23 protein-coding genes are annotated in these 20,971 nt (G+C 68.4%); 11 read left to right on the plus strand and 12 right to left on the minus strand.

Features of this window, described 5'->3' with window-relative positions:
• Nucleotides 1-8: 8 nt before the first annotated feature.
• The 3 genes from BQ2383_RS02670 to BQ2383_RS02680 form a co-directional block, all read right to left on the minus strand.
• Entirely contained in the window at nucleotides 9-824 is an 816-nt protein-coding gene (locus tag BQ2383_RS02670) for an ABC transporter permease (RefSeq protein WP_091029075.1), read from the minus strand.
• A complete protein-coding gene (locus BQ2383_RS02675) occupies nucleotides 821-1,732 on the minus strand; it encodes an ABC transporter ATP-binding protein (RefSeq protein WP_091029079.1) in 912 nt (303 codons plus the stop codon). Before BQ2383_RS02675 ends, BQ2383_RS02670 begins: the two co-directional genes overlap by 4 nt.
• A gap of 93 nt (nucleotides 1,733-1,825) precedes the next feature.
• The gene (locus BQ2383_RS02680) at nucleotides 1,826-2,452 is read right to left on the minus strand and encodes an SOS response-associated peptidase family protein (protein WP_091029243.1); all 627 of its coding nucleotides are present in this window, start codon (nucleotides 2,450-2,452) and stop codon (nucleotides 1,826-1,828) included.
• 101 nt (nucleotides 2,453-2,553) lie between these two features.
• On the opposite strand from BQ2383_RS02680, the gene BQ2383_RS02685 reads away from it, so the two are divergent.
• Nucleotides 2,554-3,465 carry a DMT family transporter gene (locus BQ2383_RS02685; protein ID WP_091029247.1) on the plus strand — a complete coding sequence of 304 codons (912 nt, stop codon included), beginning with the start codon at nucleotides 2,554-2,556 and terminating at the stop codon, nucleotides 3,463-3,465.
• Between the two features lie 4 nt (nucleotides 3,466-3,469).
• Here BQ2383_RS02685 and BQ2383_RS02690 read toward each other — a convergent pair whose 3' ends face one another.
• Both BQ2383_RS02690 and msrB read right to left on the minus strand, forming a co-directional pair.
• Nucleotides 3,470-4,033, minus strand: coding sequence for a nitroreductase family protein (locus tag BQ2383_RS02690; RefSeq protein WP_091029082.1), 564 nt, complete (start codon nucleotides 4,031-4,033; stop codon nucleotides 3,470-3,472).
• The gene (gene msrB, locus BQ2383_RS02695) at nucleotides 4,030-4,434 is read right to left on the minus strand and encodes a peptide-methionine (R)-S-oxide reductase MsrB (protein ID WP_029262749.1); all 405 of its coding nucleotides are present in this window, start codon (nucleotides 4,432-4,434) and stop codon (nucleotides 4,030-4,032) included. The genes BQ2383_RS02690 and msrB overlap by 4 nt, the downstream gene beginning before the upstream one ends.
• 71 nt (nucleotides 4,435-4,505) lie before the next feature.
• On the opposite strand from msrB, the gene BQ2383_RS02700 reads away from it, so the two are divergent.
• From BQ2383_RS02700 to groL, 4 genes are all read left to right on the plus strand, one after another.
• On the plus strand, nucleotides 4,506-5,498 hold the full coding sequence (locus tag BQ2383_RS02700; protein ID WP_091029085.1) for a DUF2332 domain-containing protein: 993 nt from the start codon (nucleotides 4,506-4,508) through the stop codon (nucleotides 5,496-5,498).
• 9 nt (nucleotides 5,499-5,507) lie between these two features.
• Entirely contained in the window at nucleotides 5,508-5,765 is a 258-nt protein-coding gene (locus BQ2383_RS02705) for a DUF3263 domain-containing protein (protein WP_091029088.1), read from the plus strand.
• Nucleotides 5,766-5,851: 86 nt separating this feature from the next.
• Nucleotides 5,852-6,430 (plus strand): LytR C-terminal domain-containing protein, encoded by a 579-nt coding sequence (locus tag BQ2383_RS02710; RefSeq protein WP_308162128.1) that lies wholly within the window; start codon nucleotides 5,852-5,854, stop codon nucleotides 6,428-6,430.
• A 124-nt stretch (nucleotides 6,431-6,554) separates the two neighbouring features.
• Entirely contained in the window at nucleotides 6,555-8,174 is a 1,620-nt protein-coding gene (gene groL / locus BQ2383_RS02715; protein WP_091029093.1) for a chaperonin GroEL, read from the plus strand.
• A 68-nt stretch (nucleotides 8,175-8,242) separates the two neighbouring features.
• On the opposite strand, the gene BQ2383_RS02720 is transcribed toward groL, so the two are convergent.
• The 3 genes from BQ2383_RS02720 to BQ2383_RS02730 all read right to left on the minus strand — a co-directional run bounded on the left by BQ2383_RS02720 (nucleotide 8,243) and on the right by BQ2383_RS02730 (nucleotide 11,104).
• Nucleotides 8,243-8,530, minus strand: coding sequence for a WXG100 family type VII secretion target (locus BQ2383_RS02720; protein WP_091029097.1), 288 nt, complete (start codon nucleotides 8,528-8,530; stop codon nucleotides 8,243-8,245).
• A 120-nt stretch (nucleotides 8,531-8,650) separates the two neighbouring features.
• Nucleotides 8,651-10,351 (minus strand): sensor histidine kinase, encoded by a 1,701-nt coding sequence (locus BQ2383_RS02725; protein WP_091029101.1) that lies wholly within the window; start codon nucleotides 10,349-10,351, stop codon nucleotides 8,651-8,653.
• A 60-nt stretch (nucleotides 10,352-10,411) separates the two neighbouring features.
• Nucleotides 10,412-11,104 carry a response regulator transcription factor gene (locus tag BQ2383_RS02730; protein ID WP_029262742.1) on the minus strand — a complete coding sequence of 231 codons (693 nt, stop codon included), beginning with the start codon at nucleotides 11,102-11,104 and terminating at the stop codon, nucleotides 10,412-10,414.
• A gap of 94 nt (nucleotides 11,105-11,198) precedes the next feature.
• Here BQ2383_RS02730 and BQ2383_RS02735 point away from each other — a divergent pair, with 94 nt between their 5' ends.
• Nucleotides 11,199-12,215 (plus strand): CPBP family intramembrane glutamic endopeptidase, encoded by a 1,017-nt coding sequence (locus BQ2383_RS02735; RefSeq protein ID WP_091029104.1) that lies wholly within the window; start codon nucleotides 11,199-11,201, stop codon nucleotides 12,213-12,215.
• A 24-nt stretch (nucleotides 12,216-12,239) separates the two neighbouring features.
• Here the strand turns inward: BQ2383_RS02735 and BQ2383_RS02740 are convergent, their stop codons facing one another.
• From BQ2383_RS02740 to BQ2383_RS02750, 3 genes are read right to left on the minus strand one after another with little or no spacing between them, the layout of a single operon-like run.
• Nucleotides 12,240-13,880 (minus strand): DNA repair helicase XPB, encoded by a 1,641-nt coding sequence (locus BQ2383_RS02740; protein WP_091029109.1) that lies wholly within the window; start codon nucleotides 13,878-13,880, stop codon nucleotides 12,240-12,242.
• A 36-nt stretch (nucleotides 13,881-13,916) separates the two neighbouring features.
• Entirely contained in the window at nucleotides 13,917-15,629 is a 1,713-nt protein-coding gene (locus BQ2383_RS02745) for a helicase-associated domain-containing protein (RefSeq protein WP_091029113.1), read from the minus strand.
• Nucleotides 15,630-15,639: 10 nt separating this feature from the next.
• Nucleotides 15,640-15,915 carry a multidrug ABC transporter ATPase gene (locus BQ2383_RS02750; protein ID WP_091029117.1) on the minus strand — a complete coding sequence of 92 codons (276 nt, stop codon included), beginning with the start codon at nucleotides 15,913-15,915 and terminating at the stop codon, nucleotides 15,640-15,642.
• 118 nt (nucleotides 15,916-16,033) lie between these two features.
• Here BQ2383_RS02750 and BQ2383_RS02755 point away from each other — a divergent pair, with 118 nt between their 5' ends.
• Complete coding sequence (locus tag BQ2383_RS02755; protein WP_029262737.1) at nucleotides 16,034-16,414, plus strand: cold-shock protein; 381 nt, start codon at nucleotides 16,034-16,036, stop codon at nucleotides 16,412-16,414.
• Nucleotides 16,398-16,970, plus strand: coding sequence for a DUF3027 domain-containing protein (locus BQ2383_RS02760; RefSeq protein WP_091029121.1), 573 nt, complete (start codon nucleotides 16,398-16,400; stop codon nucleotides 16,968-16,970). Before BQ2383_RS02755 ends, BQ2383_RS02760 begins: the two co-directional genes overlap by 17 nt.
• A 10-nt stretch (nucleotides 16,971-16,980) precedes the next feature.
• On the opposite strand, the gene serC is transcribed toward BQ2383_RS02760, so the two are convergent.
• Nucleotides 16,981-18,093: a phosphoserine transaminase gene (gene serC, locus BQ2383_RS02765; RefSeq protein WP_091029124.1), complete on the minus strand. Its 1,113-nt coding sequence runs from the start codon at nucleotides 18,091-18,093 to the stop codon at nucleotides 16,981-16,983.
• Between the two features lie 101 nt (nucleotides 18,094-18,194).
• Here serC and BQ2383_RS02770 point away from each other — a divergent pair, with 101 nt between their 5' ends.
• The 3 genes from BQ2383_RS02770 to BQ2383_RS02780 all read left to right on the plus strand — a co-directional run bounded on the left by BQ2383_RS02770 (nucleotide 18,195) and on the right by BQ2383_RS02780 (nucleotide 20,812).
• Complete coding sequence (locus tag BQ2383_RS02770; protein WP_029262734.1) at nucleotides 18,195-18,896, plus strand: metal-dependent transcriptional regulator; 702 nt, start codon at nucleotides 18,195-18,197, stop codon at nucleotides 18,894-18,896.
• Nucleotides 18,897-19,180: 284 nt separating this feature from the next.
• Nucleotides 19,181-20,005, plus strand: coding sequence for a M23 family metallopeptidase (locus BQ2383_RS02775; protein ID WP_091029127.1), 825 nt, complete (start codon nucleotides 19,181-19,183; stop codon nucleotides 20,003-20,005).
• A gap of 309 nt (nucleotides 20,006-20,314) precedes the next feature.
• Nucleotides 20,315-20,812, plus strand: coding sequence for an HNH endonuclease (locus tag BQ2383_RS02780; RefSeq protein WP_029262732.1), 498 nt, complete (start codon nucleotides 20,315-20,317; stop codon nucleotides 20,810-20,812).
• Nucleotides 20,813-20,971: the final 159 nt, after the last annotated feature.

Here is a 20,971-nt window from a genome sequence, read left to right on the forward strand (position 1 = left end):
GGCCGACTTTACGCGTCGCGGGTGCGCAGCACGCCCCACGCGACGAGGGCGCCGCCGGCGACCCAGCAGGCCAGCGTCAGGAATGCGACCGGGGCATCGAGTGCCGCGCCGTCGCTCGGCAGGATCGCGCTCTGGGCAGCGGACACAGGCAAGTAGGCGGACGCCTCGATGACCCATGCCCACGCCTCGCCGGCGAACGAGAAGAAGTTCGCCACGATCGGCAGGACGAACAGGACGCCGACGGTCGCCGCGATCGCTCCGGCCCCCGAACGCAGGATGAACCCGAAGGCGACTCCGATCAGGGCAAACACCGCCATGGCGAGGGAGGAGACGACGATCGGCAGGAACGACGCAGCCGGGTCCGACCACTCGATGCTCTGGTCGCGCGGCGCCACGATCAGCGAGACCGCGACGGCAGCGAGACCGAAGATCACCAGGGACGACAGGAACATGAAGACCGCGAGCACGGTCGACTTGGCCGCCAACACCGACCCGCGGATCGGGTTCGCCGTGAGTGTCGAGCGGATCATTCCGGTCGAGTACTCGCCCGTCACGGAGATCGCGCCGATGATGCCGGCGAGCAGCATCGTGAACTGGATCGGCATGACGACGGCCTGGATCGGCTCGAACCCCGGCATGTCGACCGCCTGTGCGATCAGCACGGAGATCCCGATGGTGAGGGCCGCGGCGATCCCGATGGACCACCACGTCGAGCGCAGAGTGGCGAGCTTGATCCACTCGCCGCGCAGGGCGCGGACGAAGGTCAGCCGTCGACCGGTGTCGACGCGCGGCCGCGCGGGCGCGGGTGCCTGTGTCGTGGTCATGAGATCTCCTTGGTGCGGTACTCGACGGAATCGCCGGTGAGGGCGAGGTAGGCATCCTCGAGCGATCCGGTGGTCGGGGTGAGTTCGTGCAGCGGGATGCCGCGGTCCGCGGCGAGGTCGCCGATGCGGGCGGCAGGGAGACCCACGATGTCGAGGAGGTCCGGAGCCGAACTCACGATCTCCACGCCCGGGCCGCTGACGACCGCGGCGAGATCGGTGGGTCGCGGGGTGCGCACACGTACCGTGTTCTGCGTCCAGGAGCGCACGAGTTCGGCCAGCGGAGCATCCGCCAGCACCCGGCCGCGACCCATCACGATGACATGGTCGGCGGTCTGCGCCATCTCGCTCATCAGGTGGCTCGACAGGAGCACGGTGCGTCCTTCGGATGCCGCGTGCCGGACGAACTGACGCACCCAGCGGACTCCTTCGGGATCGAGGCCGTTGACAGGCTCGTCGAGGATGAGCGTGTGCGGATCGCCGAGCAGCGCCGAGGCGATGCCGAGACGCTGTCCCATTCCGAGCGAGAACTTCCCGGCTCGCTTGCGAGCCACCGAACCGATGCCCGCGAGATCGATGACCTCGTCGACGCGGGAGGAGGGGATCCCATGGGTGGCTGCCATCGCCCGAAGGTGATTGCGCGCCGTCCGCCCGGTGTGCACGGCTTTCGCGTCGAGCAGCACGCCGACCTCGGTGAGCGGCGCGCGAAGCTTGCGGTACTCGCGACCGGCGATCTCGGCGCGTCCGGACGTCGGCCGGTCGAGGCCCACGATCATGCGCATCGTGGTCGACTTGCCGGCACCGTTCGGGCCGAGGAAGCCGGTGACGCTGCCCGGCTTGACGGTGAACGACACGTCATCGACGGCCGTCTTGTCTCCGAACCTCTTCGTGAGGCCTTCTGCTGTGATCATGAGGACAACGCTACGGAGCGTCGGGCCGCCGCGCGTCCTCCCCAGGTACCGTCCTCGAGAGGGGAGTGTCATCCCCGCGGCGGATGGACCGGTTCAGGAACGGGGACGGGCCTGGACGCGTGCGGCCATCTCATCGGAAGCGAGGATCGCCTCGTCGATGATCTCGCGCGACGGCGGCGCCGTCAGCCAATCGTGACTCAGCGAGGCCGGGACGAGCAGCGGCATGCGATCGTGCAGATCGACGAGGTGGTCGGGAGCGGGGCGCATCACGATCGAATAGCACGTGTACCACTCGCCGTCGGCGGCGCGACCCCGCTGCGTGACCGCGGCCATGCCGAAGAGCGTGCCGTCGTCGATGATGAACTCGTTCCATTGCCGCGACGGCTTCTGCATCTCGTACCAGCTGGTCGCCGGGACGATGGCCCGCGACTTCGCTCCGCCGGGGCGCTCCTGCAGGCGCTCCGATCGCGTGTTGATCGATGGGAACTTCGCAGGCTCCCCGTTCACGAGGAAGCCCCACCATGCCGGTTCCAGAGTCGGAGCGGCGTCGGGCTGCACGATCAGCGGGTTGAGGTTGCGGAGATTCTTCCCGGTCGGGCGGATGGTCTCGCCCGCATTTCCCTCCGCCCAGGCGCGCAGTCCCTCGAGCACCGCATCGTCGGCGGCGGCGAGGACTTCCGCATCGGTGAACCGGGGATCGAGACCATAGCTCGCGCACATGCCGTCAGCGTAGCCCCGGCCGCCGACATCCGTCACGCCCCGGTGAGTCACGGCTCCGATAGGGTCGACTGGTGCCAGAAACCCGTCGACTTCCCGCGCCCCTGGCGCTCGGCGGGGCTGTCGCCATCGGCGTCATGACGGCGATCCAGGCCCGGATCAACGGTGTTCTCGGGGTGCGCGTGGATGACGGCATCGTGGCGGGCCTCCTCTCGTTCTCGGTAGGCCTGCTCGCACTGGTCGCCGTGATCTGCTGCATCCCCTCCGCCCGGCGCGGCGTAGGACGCCTCTGGAGCGGCATCCGACACCACAAGATCCCGTTCTGGATGCTGCTGGGCGGGGCGTGCGGAGCCCTCACCGTTTCCACTCAAGGGGTGACCGCAGGGGTCCTCGGCGTCTCGCTGTTCAGCGTCGGGGTCGTCGCGGGACAGACCCTGCACGGACTCGTGCTCGATCGGATCGGGTTCGGTCCGGCGGGCGTCGTCGCGGTCACCCCCGGCCGGGTCGCCGGCGGCGTTCTCGCGCTCGCCGCGGTCGGCATCTCGTTGTCGGGCGACGTGCTCGCCACCGCCCCGCTGTGGATGCTGCTGCTGCCGTTCGCCGCCGGAGTCGGAATCGCGTGGCAGGCGGCCACGAACGGTCGCCTTTCGCAGCGTGTGCAATCACCGCTCGCCGCGACTCTGATGAGCTTCATCACCGGCACCGTCATCCTGCTGCTCGCGGCCGGGACGAGCATCGCCTTCCGTGGGATACCCGACGCCCTTCCGGTCGAGCCGTGGCTGTACCTGGGCGGGTTCCTCGGAGCGGCCTACATTCTGCTCGGCGCGTTCATCGTCGCGCATACCGGTGTGCTCCTGATGGGGCTGGGCTCCGTGCTCGGACAGCTTGTGACGTCGGTCGTGATCGACCTGATCTGGCCTCCGGCAGCAGGGCCCGCGCTCTGGCAGGTCGTCGCCATGGTCGTCGTCGCGGTGGCGTCCGTGATCGTCGCCCTTCCGCGCAGACGTCGTCGCTGACGCGCTACTTCTTCTTCGCCTTCTTCGCCCCGGCCTTCGGCATCCGCGTGATCAGCTTGCGGGCATCCACGGCCTTGCGGCGGCCCGGCTTTTTCCCTTCAGGCTTGCCGCCCACATACAGCCAGCCGAGAAGTTCCTCGTTCTTGTCGAGGCCATGGGCCTTGGCGACGGCCTTCGCACGTGTGTAATGGCCCGTGCGCCAGATGACGCCCCAGCCGGCTTCATCGAGGAGCAGGCTCAGCGTGTGCGCGACTCCGGAGGCGACGGCCTCCTGCTCCCACCGCGGAACCTTCTCGCTCTTGCGGTAGCTGGCGACGACCGCGATCAGCAGCGGCGCGCGCAGAGGTTTCGACGACGGGTCTGCGTCTCCCTGTGCCTTGGCGATGGCAGCGCCGAGCGCCTCGCGGTCGGCTCCGCGCAGTTCGATGAGCCGCCATGGGCGGAGCGAGGAGTGATCCGCGACGCGACCGGCTGCGGCGACGAACGTGAGCAGTTCTTCGCGGCTCGGCGCCGTTTCCTCGACCTTCGACCAGGACTGACGCGCGCGGACCGCGTCGAGAGCGCTCACGAGGCGTCGGGGGTGAAGTTCATCGCGATCGAGTTCATGCAGTAGCGATCTCCCGTCGGCGTGCCGAACCCGTCGGGGAACACGTGGCCGAGGTGCGAGCCGCAGTTGGCGCAGCGCACCTCCGTTCGCACCATGCCCAGGCTGTCGTCCTCGATGAGTTCGACCGCATCGGGGCGGATCGACTCGTAGAAGCTCGGCCAGCCGCACCCGGAGTCGAACTTGGTGCCGCTCTTGAAGAGCTCCGCGTTGCACGCCCCGCAGGTGTAGAGGCCTGCGCGCTCCTCATCGAGCAGCTCACCCGTCCAGGCGCGTTCGGTCGCGGCCTGACGCAGCACGGCGTACTGCTCATCGCCGAGCTCGCGGCGCCATTCGTCTTCGGTCTTGTCCACGCTGTACGACATGTGTCCTCCTCAGTCGACTCCATTCTCTCTCGTCGGACGAGGCCTCGGGCGCTGCGCGTCAGAATGGACGGATGACGGATGCCGTGCAGGAGCGCTACGCGCGATTCGCCCGTGACGAGGCTCCGGGGCGGAGCGCGCTCTATGCCGAGTGGGCCGCCGGGGTCGCCGGGGATGAGGAGGTGCGACGGATCCTGCTCCGGATTCCGGAGACGAGGCGCCAGCCGCCGCTGGTGTTCGCCGTCACCCGGCTGCTCGGCGTCCCGCTCGAGTCCTACGCGCGGTGGCGTGCTTTCGTGCTCCGGAATGCGGATGAGGTCGTCGTCGAGTGTGAGCGGAGAACGCTGCAGACGAACGAGCCGCTCCGTCTCGCGGCGCTTCTGCCGGTGCTCTCCGAGATCGAGGGGCCGATCGCGCTTCTCGAGATCGGGGCGTCGGCGGGACTCTGCCTCTACCCCGATCGGTACTCGTATCGCTTCACGGGTGAGGCCGGGGAACTCCGCGCCGCGTTCGACCCGGTCGACGGTGTCTCGACGGTCGTGCTCGAGAGCCGGGTGGCCGGTCCGCTCCCCGCGCTCCGGATGCCGGAGGTGGTGTGGCGCGCCGGGATCGACCTGGCACCGCTCGATGCCGCCGACGAACGCGACCGGCGGTGGCTGCGCGGGCTGGTGTGGCCGGGGGAGTCGGGGCGCGAGGACCGCATCGAGGCTGCTCTCGACATCGCGGCAGGCGCCCCTCCTCTCCTGGTGGAGGGGGACGCCGGCGCGCATCTCGACGCGCTGGCGTCGGCGGCACCGCCGCAGGCGACCCTCGTCATCACCACTCCCGGGGTGTTGGTGCACATCCCCCGGGCGGAGCGGACGGCGCTGATCGCGAGGATCTCGCGCATGGACGCCCGCTGGATCACCATCGATCCGCCTGCGGTGACCGACGCATGGGAGCCGCCGGTCGATGCGGATCGGTGGCCGGGGTTCGTGGTCGCACTCGACGGACGGGTGCGCGCGGCCGCGGATCCGCTCGGGCGATGGTGGGAGTGGCGACCCGGACCACCGGCGGTTGCGTCCTAACCTGGAGCCATGCTCGGAGATCTCACGGAGCGCGATCGCGCGATCCTCGCCCTGGAAGCGGCATGGCCGCGCCACAGCGGGGCGAAGGAAGAGATCATCCGCGCTCAGCTCGGGATGAGCGCGGCACGCTACTACCAGCTGCTCGGACGACTGATCGAGTCCGAAGCCGCTCTCGAATACGATCCGATGCTGGTACGCCGCCTTCGCCGCATCCGCGATTCGCGTGCGAACCGGCGCACGGCACGGCTGCCCGGCTTCGTCGGCTGAGCCTTTTCGGGGCCGCTCTCCGGCGGCGCGCACCTCCAACCCCGCGGCGACACGGATTGACAGGAAGGTGCCGCTAGCATCGAGGGGTGTCAAAGCCCACCCGCGATCGCTTCGATGATGCTCCCCGTACGTCCGGACGGGTGGGAGCACACCGTGCCGAAGCGCCGGGGATGAACGGCTGGGTCGTGCTGCTCTGGTCGTTCGTGGCTGCACTCGTCCTCATCATCGCCGGCATCTTCGGCTCGCTGGTGGTCATGGGCCGTGTCTCGCTGTTCCCTGACGCGGCGCCGAGCGCTGTTCCGACGCCGGAGGAGACGGGGATCGTCGACCCCAGCATCTCGGTGATGATCCTGAACGGCACGCCCGACGAGGGCGCCGACACGCGCATGCGCGACACGCTCATCAACAACGGCTGGGCGGCCGACAACGTCTTCGCGGGCGACAGCTCCAGTCAGGATTTCGCCAACACGACCGTGTTCTACGTCGAAGAGGCGGACGAGCTCGCAGCCGTCGGCCTGGCGGATCTCCTCGGCGGTGCGGCCGTGCAGCAGAGCGACTACTACTCCGGTCAGACGGAGGACGGACAGAAGCAGTTCACGGTCGTGATCGGTCTCGATCGGTCGACCTCGGCGCCCGAGACGCCCGAAGAGACTCCAGCCTCCTGACGTCGGGATACGCCCCACCTCCGGCGGCTTGCACTCGAAGGTGTCGAGTGCCAGAATGGCGTTAGCACTCTCACACTCTGAGTGCTAAACCCAACGTCTACGTCCAGGAGGGACGAAAAAACTCATGGCAAAGATCATTGCTTTCGATGAGGAGGCCCGCCGCGGCCTCGAGCGCGGCCTCAACATCCTCGCCGACGCGGTCAAGGTGACCCTCGGCCCGCGCGGTCGCAACGTCGTCCTCGAGAAGAAGTGGGGCGCTCCCACGATCACGAACGACGGTGTCTCCATCGCCAAGGAGATCGAGCTGGACGACCCGTACGAGAAGATCGGCGCGGAGCTCGTCAAGGAGGTCGCGAAGAAGACCGACGACGTCGCGGGTGACGGCACCACCACCGCCACGGTCCTCGCACAGGCTCTGGTCCGCGAGGGCCTGCGCAACGTCGCAGCCGGCGCCGACCCCATCTCGCTCAAGCGCGGCATCGAGAAGGCCGTCGCCGCGATCACCGAGGAGCTCCTGTCGAGCGCCAAGGAGATCGACTCCAAGGAGCAGATCGCCGCCACGGCGTCCATCTCCGCTGCAGACCCGGCGATCGGCGAGCTCATCGCCGAGGCGATCGACAAGGTCGGCAAGGAAGGCGTCGTCACCGTCGAGGAGTCGCAGACGTTCGGCACCGAGCTCGAGCTCACCGAGGGCATGCGTTTCGACAAGGGCTACCTGAACCCGTACTTCGTCACGGACCCGGAGCGCCAGGAAGCCGTCTTCGAGGACGCCTACATCCTCATCGCGAACCAGAAGATCTCCAGCATCAAGGACCTTCTGCCCATCGTCGACAAGGTGATCCAGGACGGCAAGGAGCTCGTCATCATCGCCGAGGACGTCGAGGGCGAGGCTCTCGCGACGCTCGTGCTGAACAAGCTCAAGGGCATCTTCAAGTCGGTTGCCGTCAAGGCTCCCGGCTTCGGCGACCGCCGCAAGGCGCAGCTGCAGGACATCGCGATCCTCACCGGTGGTCAGGTCATCACCGAAGAGGTCGGCCTCAAGCTCGAGAACGCCACGCTCGACCTGCTCGGCCGTGCGCGCAAGGTCATCGTCACCAAGGACGAGACCACGATCGTCGAGGGTGCTGGCGAGGCGGAGCAGATCGAGGGTCGCGTCACGCAGATCCGTCGCGAGATCGAGAACACCGACAGCGACTACGACCGCGAGAAGCTGCAGGAGCGTCTGGCGAAGCTCGCTGGTGGCGTCGCCGTCATCAAGGCGGGCGCGGCCACCGAGGTCGAGCTCAAGGAGCGCAAGCACCGCATCGAGGACGCCGTCCGCAACGCGAAGGCAGCTGTCGAAGAGGGCATCGTCCCCGGCGGTGGCGTCGCGCTGATCCAGTCCGGCACCAAGGCGCTCGACAGCCTGACGCTGACGGGTGACGAGGCGACCGGTGCGAACATCGTCCGCGTGGCGATCGAGGCTCCGCTCAAGCAGATCGCGCTGAACGCCGGCCTCGAGCCGGGTGTCGTCGCGAACAAGGTCTCCGAGCTCCCCGCGGGCCAGGGCCTCAACGCGGCTACCGGTGAGTACGTCGACATGTTCGCTGCAGGAATCATCGACCCGGCCAAGGTGACCCGCTCTGCGCTGCAGAACGCAGCCTCGATCGCGGCTCTCTTCCTCACCACCGAGGTCGTCGTGGCTGACAAGCCCGAGAAGGCCGCTGCTCCGATGGGTGACCCGTCGGGCGGCATGGACTTCTGATCCAGCCCTCATGACAGAACGCCCCCGGCTCCGGCCGGGGGCGTTCTGCGTTTTGTATCAGGCGGGGCTCAGCGAAACAGGCTCGCCGAGTACTGGTCGGCATCCGCGTACTGCGAGGCTGCCGATCCGAGTGAGGTGCCGATCGAATCGAGCACCTGTTCGACATGGAGCTGAGCGCCCTGCCACTGCTCCGCGCAGCCCTGGAAGGCAGTGGAGGCGCTGCCGACCCACGAGGACTGCAGCTGCCGCAACTGCGACATGAGCGTGGCCGACTCGGCCTGCAGCCGTTCGATGGTGGCTCTGGTCGCCCCGTGCGCGGCGTGGACGGCTTCGGTGTCGACGGTGAAGACGGACATGAGAACTCCTTCTGTTGGAGTTCCGACGCTAAGCGGACCACCCCCGCATCCTCCGTCCCGTAGCGACCTGCACACGGCGGGTGTGCAGAACCGCGCCCCACGGCGGGTCGTGCAGAGCCGTCAGGGCAGATCGAGCCGTTCCAGGGGCTGGGTGTCCTCGAGAAGGTGCTCGGGCGTCGCGCGGGCGGGCGCGAGGGGAAGCGTGACCGTGAACGTCGCTCCACCGCCCGGAGTCTCCGAGACGTCGACGCCGCCGTGCAGCGCCTTCATGATCGACGCGACGATCGCGAGCCCGAGGCCGGAACCGCCGGTCTCCCGTGCGCGGGAGGTGTCGGCGCGCCAGAAGCGCTCGAAGATCTGCTCCCTGATCTGCGGGGGGATGCCCTCGCCGTGGTCCACGATCGAGATGCTGCCGGTGCCGTGTACCCGGTCCGAATCGACGACGATCTCGATCGGGCCGTCCTCGGGGGAGAAGCGACGGGCGTTGCCCAGCAGGTTCGTCACGACCTGGCGCACCTTGTTCTCTTCGCCGAGAACGATCGGCGGGGTTCGCACGGGGATGTCGGGGATCTCGGTGAAGTCGATCGCGGGTGCCGGATCCGGCTGCCGCGGACGACGACGCAGGCGTGAAAGCGCGGTGCGGGAGAGTCCTCGTGCGGGCGGCGCGGTCGGCTGATCCGGTTGCGGAGCAGCCGAGTCCTGCAGGCGGATGGGCGACATCGCCTCGACCGTGCGATCGATCACCGTCACGGTCCGGCCCGGTGCTGCGGCGCGCAGATCGAGTGCGGCGTCCCGGGCGATCGGGCGCAGGTCGAGCGCGACGATCTCGGGCTCACGCTCCTCGTCCAGACGTGCGAGCGCGAGGAGGTCTTCGACCAGGACGCCCATGCGGATGGCCTCTTTCTCGATGCGCTCCATGGCCCTGGCGGTGTCTTCCTCGCCCTTGATCGCCCCCATGCGATAGAGCTCGGCATAGCCGCGCACGCTCACCAACGGCGTGCGCAGCTCATGGCTCGCGTCCCCGATGAATCGCCGCATGTGCTGGACGCTGCGGTCGCGCTGCGCGAGTGAGCCGTCCACGCGATCCAGCATCGTGTTGATCGCCGTGTTCAGACGCCCGACCTCGGTGGTCGGTTCGAGGTCGGTCAACCGCTGCCGGAAGTCGCCTGCCGCGATGGACATGGCCGTCGCCTCCACCTGCCCGAGCCGGCGGAACGTGAGCGTGACGAGCCCCCTGGTGAGGAGCGCCGCGATGAGGATCGTGATCAGCGCGATCGTGATGTAGATGCCGAAGTACTGGCTGATGATGCGGTCGGCGGGTGCAAGCGGCAACGCGACCAGTTGGATGCGCAGGGCACCGCCCTCCGACCCCACCACCGCGACTGCCCCGTGGAAGACGCTGCCGTCGGCGCCGGGGATCTCGATCGGAATCTGATCGGTATCGGCGGTCGCCTTGGCGAGTGAGTATTCGGAGGGGAAGAGCGGGGCCTGGCCCGATGTGCCTCGCGCAGTGGCACGGAGAACCCCTGTCGCGTCGTAGATCGCGAAGGAGAAGTCCCGCGGCTGCTCCTCACGCGGGGCGTAGCTCGTGACGCCGTCGACCGTCGTGGCGTCGAAGTACCGCTCGACCAGATCGCTGGTGACCAGTGCGGGCAGTTGTGCATCGATGTTGGCGACGAGCGCGTTGCGCAGGATCGGAACGGTTCCGAGTCCCGCGACGAGAAGACCGAGAGCGAGCACCGCCACCGTGACGCCGGTGACCTTCGCGCGCAGGCTGATGCGACGCCACCAGGCGGTGACCGCGTCGGGCTTGTGCGCCATGCGGTCCTCCTCAGGCGTTCACAGCGCCGCAAGGCGGCGCCGATGGTCGGTGGCCGGTCGTCAGACCGACTTGCCGACCTTGAGCATGTATCCGAACCCGCGCTTGGTCTGGATGAGCGACTCCTCGGTGTGCGGGTCGATCTTGCGACGCAGGTACGAGATGTAACTCTCGACGATGCCGGCATCGCCGTTGAAGTCGTACTCCCAGACATGGTCGAGGATCTGCGCCTTCGACAGCACGCGATTCGGATTGAGCATCAGGTAGCGCAGCAGCTTGAATTCGGTCGGGCTGAGCTCGATCGGCTCCTTGCCCACGTGGACATCGTGCGTGTCCTGATCCATCGACAGCTCACCGGCGCGGATGATCGACTCCTCGTCGGCCTGCATCGTGCGCCGCAGGATCGCCTGCGCCCTCGCGACGATCTCGTCGAGGCTGAACGGCTTGGTGACGTAGTCGTCGCCGCCGGCGTTGAGGCCCTCGATCTTGTCTTCGGTGCCGTCCTTCGCCGTGAGGAACAGGATCGGAGCGGTGAACCCGGCGCCGCGGAGACGCTTGGTGACGCTGAACCCGTTCATGTCGGGGAGCATGACGTCGAGGATGATCAGGTCCGGCTCCTCTTCGAGGACGGCCGAGATCGTGGCGGCGCCGTTGGCCACCGTCTTCACCTGGAATCCGGCGAAGCTGAGACCCGTCGAGAGCAGGTCACGGATGTTGGGTTCGTCGTCGACGACCAGGATGCGCGGAGCAGTCATGTCCCCATTATGGTGACTTCGGCCATGCAGATGCTGACTATTGTCCGGAACGGCGCGGAGTCGCGCACCTCCGCATCGTTGAGAGGATGGGAGCATGAGCTCGAACGAGGACGCCTCCGCCGCCCCCGCATCCGCCATCGCTCAGGCCGCGCCGCCGCGCGGCGAGGAGATCCCGTACCACCGGCTGGCACGCCTGCGACCGAGGTATCGCTGGTGGCGGATGCTCGTGACCGGAATCGTCGGAGTGGCGCTCTACGTGGCGATCCTGTTCCTCCTGATCGTGCCGCTCGTCGTCGCCTCGCTGCTCGTACCGGGGTGGGGAGCCGAGATGCAGGTTCTGCTCACGACGGTGCAGTACTTCGACCTCGACCGCCCGTGGCTCTTCCTCGCACTGGTGCTGCCGCTGATCCTGATGATCCCCGCGCTCCTGCTCGCGTCGCGCATCGTCGAGGGCCGCGGCGTCGGCCTGCTTTCCTCTGTCACCGGGAGGCTGCGGATGGGGTGGCTCGGCCGGAGCCTGCTACTGGCACTCGGGGTGTTCGTCGTCTACTTCGCGGTCGTGCTCGGCGGGGCGGCCGCTACGGGCGAGTCGATCGTCGTCGACTTCTCGCACCCGTCGCTGTGGGTCATGGTGCTCCTCGTGCTGCTACTCATCCCGTTGCAGGCCGCCGCGGAGGAGTACGTGTTCCGCGGCTATCTGATGCAGCTCGTCGGTGGGTGGTTGCGGCATCCGGCCTTCGCCATCCTGCTTCCGGTCCCGCTGTTCGTGCTCGGGCACGGCTACGACATCTGGGGTGCCGCGAGCGTGGGCATGTTCGCGATCGTCGCCGCGTGGCTGACCTGGCGCACGGGCGGTCTGGAAGCGGCGATCTCCCTGCACATCGTGAACAACGCGCTCATCTTCCTGCTCGGCACCGTCAGCCTCGTCGATGCCAACGCCACCACGGGAACGCCCGTCGATCTGCTCGCGTCGACGGTCGCGATGGTCGTCTATGCGCTGCTCGCCGACCGGTGGGCGGGCAGGCTCGGTATCGCCCGTACCGCGAGCAGGGCGACGGGCGCCGGCGTCGGAAGCGGAACCCATCGCCTGGACCCGATGCTGCACGGCTGAGCGGTACAGCCTCCGGAGGGCGGCTCAGGCCGCGATCGCGTCCGAATCCATGATCGTGTAGCTGTATCCCTGCTCGGCCAGGAAGCGCTGGCGGTTCTGCGCATAGTCCTGGTCGATGGTGTCGCGCGCGACGAGCGTGTAGAAGCTCGCGGTGTGTCCGGACTGCTTGGGGCGCAGCAGTCGACCGAGTCGCTGCGCCTCCTCCTGGCGGGATCCGAACGAGCCGGACACCTGGATGGCGACCGAGGCCTCCGGCAGGTCGATGGAGAAGTTCGCGACCTTCGACACGACGAGGAGCGAGATCTCGCCCTCGCGGAAGGCGCGGTAGAGCTCCTCTCGCTCGTCGATCGGGGTCGCACCCGTGATCTGGGGAGCGTCCAATGCCGTCGACAGGGACTCGAGCTGGTCGAGGTACTGTCCGATCACGAGGATGCGCTCGCCCTCATGCTTCGCGATCAGCTCTCGCACCGCCTTGACCTTGGCCGGAGCGGATGCGGCGAGTCGGTACCGTTCGTCGTCGGTCGCCGCAGCGTATTCGAGCCGGTCGCTCGGCGGAAGGTCGACGCGCACCTCGTAGCAGGCGGCAGGGGAGATGAAGCCCTGTGCCTCGATCTGCTTCCACGGTGCGTCGAAGCGCTTGGGTCCGATCAGGCTGAACACGTCGCCCTCGCGGCCGTCCTCGCGAACGAGGGTCGCGGTGAGTCCGATGCGGCGGCGGGCCTGGAGGTCGGCCGTGAGCTTGAACACCGGCGCCGGCAGCAGGTGGACCTCGTCGTAGACGATGAGACCCCAGTCGAGCGCGTCCAGCAGGGCGAGGTGAGCGTACTCGCCCTTCCGCTTGGCGGTGAGGATCTGGTAGGTCGCGATCGTGACGGGCTTGACCTCTTTGGCCTGGCCCGAGTATTCGCCGATCTCTTCGGGAGTGAGGCTCGTGCGCTTCAGCAGCTCGTCGCGCCACTGCCGTGCGGAGACGGTGTTGGTGACGAGGATCAGCGTGGTGGTCTTGGTGGCCGCCATCGCGCCGGCGCCGACGATCGTCTTGCCCGCGCCGCAGGGCAGCACCACGACGCCTGACCCGTCCTTCGAGAAGGCGTCGACAGCATCCTGCTGGTACGGACGGATGTGCCAGCCGTCCTCGGCGAGATCGATCTCGTGCGGAGTGCCTGGCGTGTAACCGGCGAGATCCTCGGCCGGCCAGCCGATCTTGAGCAGTTCCTGCTTGATCTGCCCGCGCGCCCAGGCATCCACCACGAAGACCTCGGGAGTCGGATGCCCGATCAGGAGGGGCTGAATGCGCTTGTTGTTCGCGACCTGAGCCAGCACGGCGGGGTCGGAAGAGCGCAGGATGAGGGTTCCCTCGTCGTCGCGCTCGATGACCAGTCGGCCGTAGCGGTTCACGGTCTCGCGCAGGTCGACGGAAACCGACGGCGGAACAGGGAAGCGCGACCAGCGATCGAGCGTCTCCAGCATGTCCTCCGCGGTGTGCCCGGCGGCGCGCGCGTTCCACAGTCCGAGGCGGGTGATCCGGTAGGTGTGGATGTGCTCGGGGGCTCGTTCCAACTCGGCGAAGATCGCGAGTTCGTGGCGGGCGCTCTCGGCGTCGGCGTGGGCGACTTCGAGCAGCACGGTGCGATCGCTCTGGACGATCAGGGGGCCATCAGACATAGCTGTCCAGTTTACCGGTCGCGAGAGGCACTCGGCCTACGGCGCGACGATCGTCGCTGCGAGGATGCTCTTCACCGGGAGCGTGCGCTCGACGTCGGCTGCACGGTCGCGGCCGCGAAGACGGCCACCACCCATTCCCGTGGCCTCGAGGAGGAGTTCTCGTGTCGAGCCGTCCGGCATCCCGACGGTGACTTGGAGGACGGACTTCGCGCGCACCGCCGCCTCGAGCTCTCGGTCGAGCCAGGCGGCGTCGGCATCCGGTCCCTGATGGGAACGCAGGCGCGTGATGAGCGGGGTCAGGTCCAGGGCGTCCAGGTCGGGCAGCGCCGCCGGGGCTGCGGGGTGGCGTTCGCGCACGAGGAGAGCGCCATCGGCACCGACCAGCGTCGCCGGATACCTCGCGTCGGTGAGCGCCCAGTACACCGTCTCGCGGCCGACGCGGGTGGTGAGCGACCCGACATGCAGGGCGAGTGCGAGCGGTCGCAGGGACTGGTCGACGGCCATCGCCTGGATGAGGTGCGAATCCGTGCTCTCGATCCGCGTGCGGCCGGTCTCCTCGTCCGTGAACACGCGGACCAGGCCATGCCGTTGCGCGGTCTGCGCGATCAGGTAGCCGAGCGGCTGCGGGATGCCGGTGAGGGAGAGGGAGCCGAGGAAGTCGAGGATCGATTGCTCGGTCTCGCCGGCGACGAACGCGTGCGCCACCGATTCTGCGGTGAACCGGTACGACGAGGCCTGGGCCGCTGACTCGCGGGCGGCGATCGTGCGCAGGCGCACGTCGAGTGCGGGCTCCAACGGACCGGGCGCAATCGCCGTGAGGTCGTTCTGCAGGAAGATCCGGTTCACTTCGGCCGGCAGCAGCCGCACGAGGGTCCGCGGGTCGGCGGCACCTCCGCTGCGCAGTCCGACCGCCCACTCCGGTTCGCTGCCGTCTTCAGCGATCAGCCCGAGCAGTCGCGCCGCCTCGTGAAGGACGCGGGCGCGGTCGGGCCACGCCGGATCCCACGGATGCGCGCCGCTCCATGACTGTGGCGGAATCCACCCGCCGCCGGGAGAACGGATACCGCGCGGCAGGGCATCGCGGAACGCCGTGGCCAGCACGCTCCAGCGCTCGACCGCCGAGGAGCGCAGCCAGGCCTCCGCAGATCGACTCGATCGCAGTCGGCGGTCCGCCGCGACCGCGAGCCCGGATTCGAGCGCGATCGACACCAGCGTGTCGACGATCTCCACCGGGACGCCGGCTTCGCCGAGCTGGCGCTTCTCGCCGGCGTTCACGCCGCCGCCGGTGAGCAGCGAGAACGGATTCTCCCTCGCGACGAGAAGCAGGTCTGCGAGCACGGCGACCGTCGTGAACGCACGCTCCGCGGCGTGGGCCGATGCCGTCTCGGAGGAGGGGCCGGCGATCGGCTGATCTGTCGGGACGTCCGGAACCGGGCGCCCCGCGAGCGCAGCGGCCACGGGGGGATACGGGGTGCCGTCCGCACGAAGCAGGGCGAGCGCCGTCAGGCTCTCTTGCTGGATCCCGGCGCCCACGCCCGATGCCGCGTCCATCAGTGCCTTCGCCTCGGCGGCGGTCAGCGAGGGGAGGACCTTCGACAGAGAGGCAGGGTCGAGGAGGGCCTCGGCGGCGTCGAAGAAATCCTGCCAGCCGACGTCCGGTCGCACCCGGCGCGCCGCGAACAGTCGTCGGAGGTCATCGTCGCTCGCCTCCGACAGCCAATCCGCCAGCGGTCGCGCGTGAGTGCTCATGGCCGATGCCTCACGAACGCGAAGACGCGCGGCCCTTCCGGATGAAGCTCATCGTGAGGAGCGTGATGATCATCACGAAGGCGAGAGGCAGACCCCAGTAGGGGATCGCTGCGATGAGAGGCCACGCACCATGGCCGAAAGCCTCTTGATCCATGCCCATCCAGGTGCCGATGATGATGGCGAAGAAGCACGCCACCGCGGCCGCGGCGATTCCGAGCGCGCCGAAGGCCAGGAAGCGATCCACCCGACGGATGGTGACCTCCGGCTCGGAATTCTGCGTGCTCATCCGTCCCAGCCTACTCGTACTGCGCCCATCGGATCCGCGGGCCCCGCGACCGGTAGGCTGGGTGGACGCGCACGAGCGCGCCCACTGTTCTGCATATCGATCTCAGCGAGGTTCTCCCATGCCCACCGGCAAGGTCAGGTTCTACGACGAAGACAAGGGTTTCGGCTTCATCGCCAGCGATGACGGCCAAGACGTCTTCCTGCACGCCTCAGCGATGCCTACCGGCACCGCTGTGAAGGCGGGTGCGCGCGTGGAGTTCGGCGTCGCCGATGGCAAGCGCGGTCTCCAGGCGCTGTCGGTGCGTGTGCTCGAAGCGCCGCCCAGCCTGTCGAAGGCCAAGCGGAAGCCGGCCGATGACATGGCGATCATCGTCGAAGACCTCGTCAAGCTGCTCGACGGCATCGGCGGAGACCTGCGCCGCGGGCGCTACCCCGCTTCCGGACACGGCCGCAAGATCGCTGCCGTCCTGCGCAAGGTCGCTGATGACCTCGAAGCCTGACGCCGACGCGCGTCTCCTCGGCGCCCACGATCTCGCCCTCGCAGCCCTGGGCGAGATCACTCCCGCGTCCTCGGTCGGTCCCGCAGCCGGGTACCTCATCGAAGAAGACGGCTCGGTGTCGCTGCGGTTCGAGAACCGCTTGGCCGGCTACCCCGGCTGGTACTGGACCGTGACCGTCGCGCAGGTCGACGACGAGGATCCCACGGTCCTCGAGCTCGAGCTTCTGCCCGGCGACGGTGCCCTGCTGGCACCGGATTGGGTGCCCTGGGCCGAACGCCTGGCCGAGTACCGTGCGCATCAGGTGGAACTCGCGGAGGCTGCGGCCGCCGCGGGTGACGAGAGCGCCGACGATGCCGACGATCTCGATGATGACGATGCTCTCGACGACGACGTCCTCGACGACGAGCTCGACGACGATGACGATGACGGTGCCGCGGACATCCTGCACGCGGGCGACCTCGACGGGGTCGACATCGACGAGCTCGACGAATCCTCGGACGACGACGACGACGACGCCCTGGATGCGGACGCCGACGAGGTCGACGAGGAGGAGTGAACCCGGGCGCTCAGGCGCCCAGGTTCTCCAGCACGAAGTCGATCGAACGAGTGAGCTGACGCACGTCATCCGGGTCGATCGACACGAAGGTCGCGACGCGCAGCTGGTTGCGGCCAAGCTTGCGGTACGGCTCCGTGTCGACGATGCCGTTCGCCCGGAGGGTCTTCGCGATCGCCGCCGCGTCGATGGTGTCGTCGAAGTCGATCGTGGCGACCACCGGCGAGCGGTGTGCGGCGTCCGTCACGAAGGGTGTGGCGACCGACGACGCCTCGGCCCAGTCGTACAGCACCGACGACGACTCGGATGTCCGGGCCGCCGCCCAGGCGAGCCCCCCGTTGTCGAGGATCCAGCGCAGCTGGCTGTCGAGCAGGTGCAGCGTGGTAAGCGCCGGAGTGTTGAGCGTCTGGTTGAGCCGGGAGTTGTCCACGGCGTTCTTCAGGCTCAGGAACTCGGGGATGTAGCGACCGGATGCGGCGATGCGCTCGATGCGCTCGATCGCAGCCGGTGAGACGGCCGCAAACCACAGGCCGCCGTCCGAGCCGAGGTTCTTCTGCGGCGCGAAGTAGTAGACGTCGGCCTGGGCGGCGTCGAAGTCGATGCCGCCGGCGGCGCTCGTCGCGTCGATGACGGTCAACGCGCCGTCGGCGTCGATGCGCCGGACGGGAGCGGCGACGCCGGTCGAGGTCTCGTTGTGGGGCCAGGCGTAGACGTCGACACCCGGCACGGTCTCGGCGACGGTCAGGGACCCGGGCTCGGCCTTGCGCACGTCGGGCGCCTCGAGCCAGGGGGCACCGGCCGCGGCGGCGAACTTGCCGCCGAACTCGCCGAAGACGAGGTTCTGGCTGCGACGCTCGATGAGGCCGAAGGCCGCGGCGTCCCAGAAGGCGGTCGAGCCGCCGTTGCCCACGAGGATCTCGTAGCCCTCGGGAATGCGGAACAGAGCGGCGAGCTGTTCGCGCACGCTGCCGACGAGGTTCTTCACGGGCGCCTGGCGGTGCGAGGTGCCGAGGATCGACGCCCCCGACGCGACCAGCGCCTCGAGCTGCGCGGGGCGCACCTTCGAGGGGCCGCAGCCGAAGCGGCCGTCAGCGGGCAGGAGGTCACGGGGAATCTCGATCGCCATGGGTCGATTCTAGAGGGCGCCCGGCGGGACGCCGGACCGGCTTCGGATCCGATGTCGGTCCGGGAATGTAGGCTTGCCTAAGAACCTCGGAGGGCCTGCACATGACCGATCTGATCGACACCACGGAGATGTATCTCCGCACCATCCTCGAACTCGAGGAGGAGAATATCGTGCCGCTGCGCGCGCGCATCTCCGAGCGCCTCGGTCACTCCGGCCCGACGGTCTCGCAGACCGTGGGCCGCATGGAGCGCGATGGCCTCGTCATCGTCTCGGAGGACCGCACGCTCGAGCTCACCGACGCCGGTCGCCGCAAGGCCGTCGACGTGATGCGCAAGCACCGTCTCGCCGAGCGTCTGCTGTCGGATGTCATCGGACTCGACTGGGCGTACGTGCACGAAGAGGCGTGCCGGTGGGAGCACGTGATGAGCGAGCAGGTCGAGCGTCGCCTCGTGGAGCTGCTCGGACACCCGACCGAATCGCCCTACGGCAACCCGATCCCCGGACTCGACCAGCTCGGCGACCTGCCGGCCCGCACCTTCGACGAGGGCGTCATCGGCCTCGTCCAACGCCTCAACGCCGCGGGCGAGCCCGTCGAGGGGACTGTTCGTCGCCTCGCCGAGCCCGCGCAGGTCGACCCCGAGCTGCTGGAGCAGCTGCGCGATGCCGGTGTGGTTCCCGGCGCACACGGTGACTTCCGCTTCAGCGAGGGCTACGTCCTCATCCAGATGGACGGCAAGGAAGACGGTCTCGAACTCCCCGTGGAGCTGGCCTCGCACATCTTCCTCGTGGGCGAACCCGCCTGATCCGGCACGAATTCCGTCCCTCGCAGCGAGAGGCGGAGTGGTCCTGGCGCGGCCTCTGCGACGATTGTCAGGTTCCCGGGGTGACATGATCGTTATCTTCCGGTAACCTCGGTCGAGTCGCCAGCGAAGAAGCCCGCTGGAGATGGACCGCGAAGATACGCCTTTCAGGCTCGTCGTCTTCACGGCAGGAACGCACAAGTACCCGAGATACGTTCGTGCCACGAGAGCAGAGTGCCGACGAGCCAGCGCTACCCGAAAGCGCTAGGCCCCAGGAGGACCACGTTTTGGCCGCAGACATCGAACAGCCCGCGAAGAAGACATCTGAAGACCGAGTGATCGCCCGACGCGCAGGTGCGCGTGCGACCGCTCGCAAGGCCGTCAAGCCACTCCGATCCATCGCCATCTTCGGGGCCGTCGGCGCACTCGTCGCCGGCATCGCACTTCCTGCCTTCGCGCAGTCGAAGCCGAGCGAAGCCGCCCCGACGACCCTGCAGCAGCTCGCCGCGGTCGACGCGCAGTCTCTGGTGGTGGCCTCGCAGGCCACCGCTGCTCCCTTGAGCCGAGGCTCCTTCAGCGCGACGACTCCGGAGGAGATCGCGAAGAAGAAGGCAGAAGAGGCCGCCGCTGCTCGCGCGGCCGCTGCCGCAAAGGCATCGACGGCGTCCTCGTCATCGTCGTACAACACGGCCGGCTACGCGTTGACCTCCCCGGGCTCGGGCGAAGTCCGCTACCCGCTCCCGATGGGCTCCTGGAACGTCAGCCGTACGATCGGCGGCGGCCACAACGGCGCCGACATGCTCGCTCCCGCGGGCACTCCGATCTATGCTGCCGCTGCCGGCGTCGTCCGCGCCTCCGCCGAGAGCATCGGCGGATACGGCGTCTGCGTCATGCTCGACAGCGTCATCGGTGGTCAGCGCGTGCAGACCACCTACGGTCACATGCTCTACAACTCCCGCCAGGTGCAGGTCGGCCAGACGGTCGCGGCAGGGCAGCTGATCGGCTACGTCGGCAGCACCGGGCGCTCGACCGCGAACCACCTGCACTTCGAGACCTGGATCAACGGCGGACTCGTCGAGCCCATGTCGTGGCTCTCGGTCAACGCCGGCTGATTTCCGGACACGCCTCGCTCCATTCACCCGCCGTTTCGCCCCGCATACAGCCGGATGGGTTAGCCTGATCCCGTTGTCGTACAGGTGGGAGAGGCTGATGGAGCGAATACCGACCATCCGAACCATGGATGCCCTCGGTCGTCACGTCCTTCTGCATAGCCCGCGGGGAAGCCACGGCGTTGCCGTGCGCGAAAGGCGCTGTCTTTAGACGGCGCCTTTTTTCGTCCCCACGATCGCTCTGCCATCTGCGCGACCTCGTGTGATTCGAGAGTGCCGGGAAGCCGTCCCGGCGGATCGAGAGGATGACGAATGCGCACACTGGTCCTGAATGCCGGATACGAGCCGCTTGCGATCGTATCGTTCAAGCGAGCCCTGGTGCTCGTGATGAACGACAAGGCGACCGTGATCGAACGCGTCGAAGATGACCCCGTCTGGGGCACCCACGGCGTCTATGAACGTCCGGCGGTCATCATCCTCGCCCGGTACGTCCGGGTGCCGACGAGCAGACGCGTGCCGGTCACTCGCCGCGGTGTGCTGCGTCGCGACAATCACCGCTGCGGCTACTGCGGGAAAGCGGCTTCGACCATCGACCACGTGCTGCCGCGTTCGCGCGGGGGAGCGGACTCCTGGGAGAACCTGGTGGCCTGCTGTCTACGCTGCAACAACGTCAAGAGCGATCGCACACCGCAGGAGATGCGCTGGCAGCTGCGATTCACTCCCCGGCCTCCGCACGGTACCGCCTGGACGGTGCGCGGAACCGAGCGCAGTGACCCGCGGTGGGAACCGTACCTGGCACTGGCGGCGTGACGGCCTCGTGCCCTCGACCGGCCCCTCCACGCGCCGCGAGATGGTGAGGCGCGGAACGGTGGGAGCAGGGGGCGGCGCGTGGAGCCTCCTGGCCGGCGGGGCCCGCTGACGGGGGCCTGTGACGTCGAAGAGGGGCCACCCTCCGGGCGGCCCCTCTTC

The sequence above is a fragment of the Microbacterium oxydans genome, from assembly GCF_900095745.1.
In the GTDB taxonomy this organism is placed as follows: Bacteria; Actinomycetota; Actinomycetes; order Actinomycetales; family Microbacteriaceae; genus Microbacterium; species Microbacterium oxydans_B.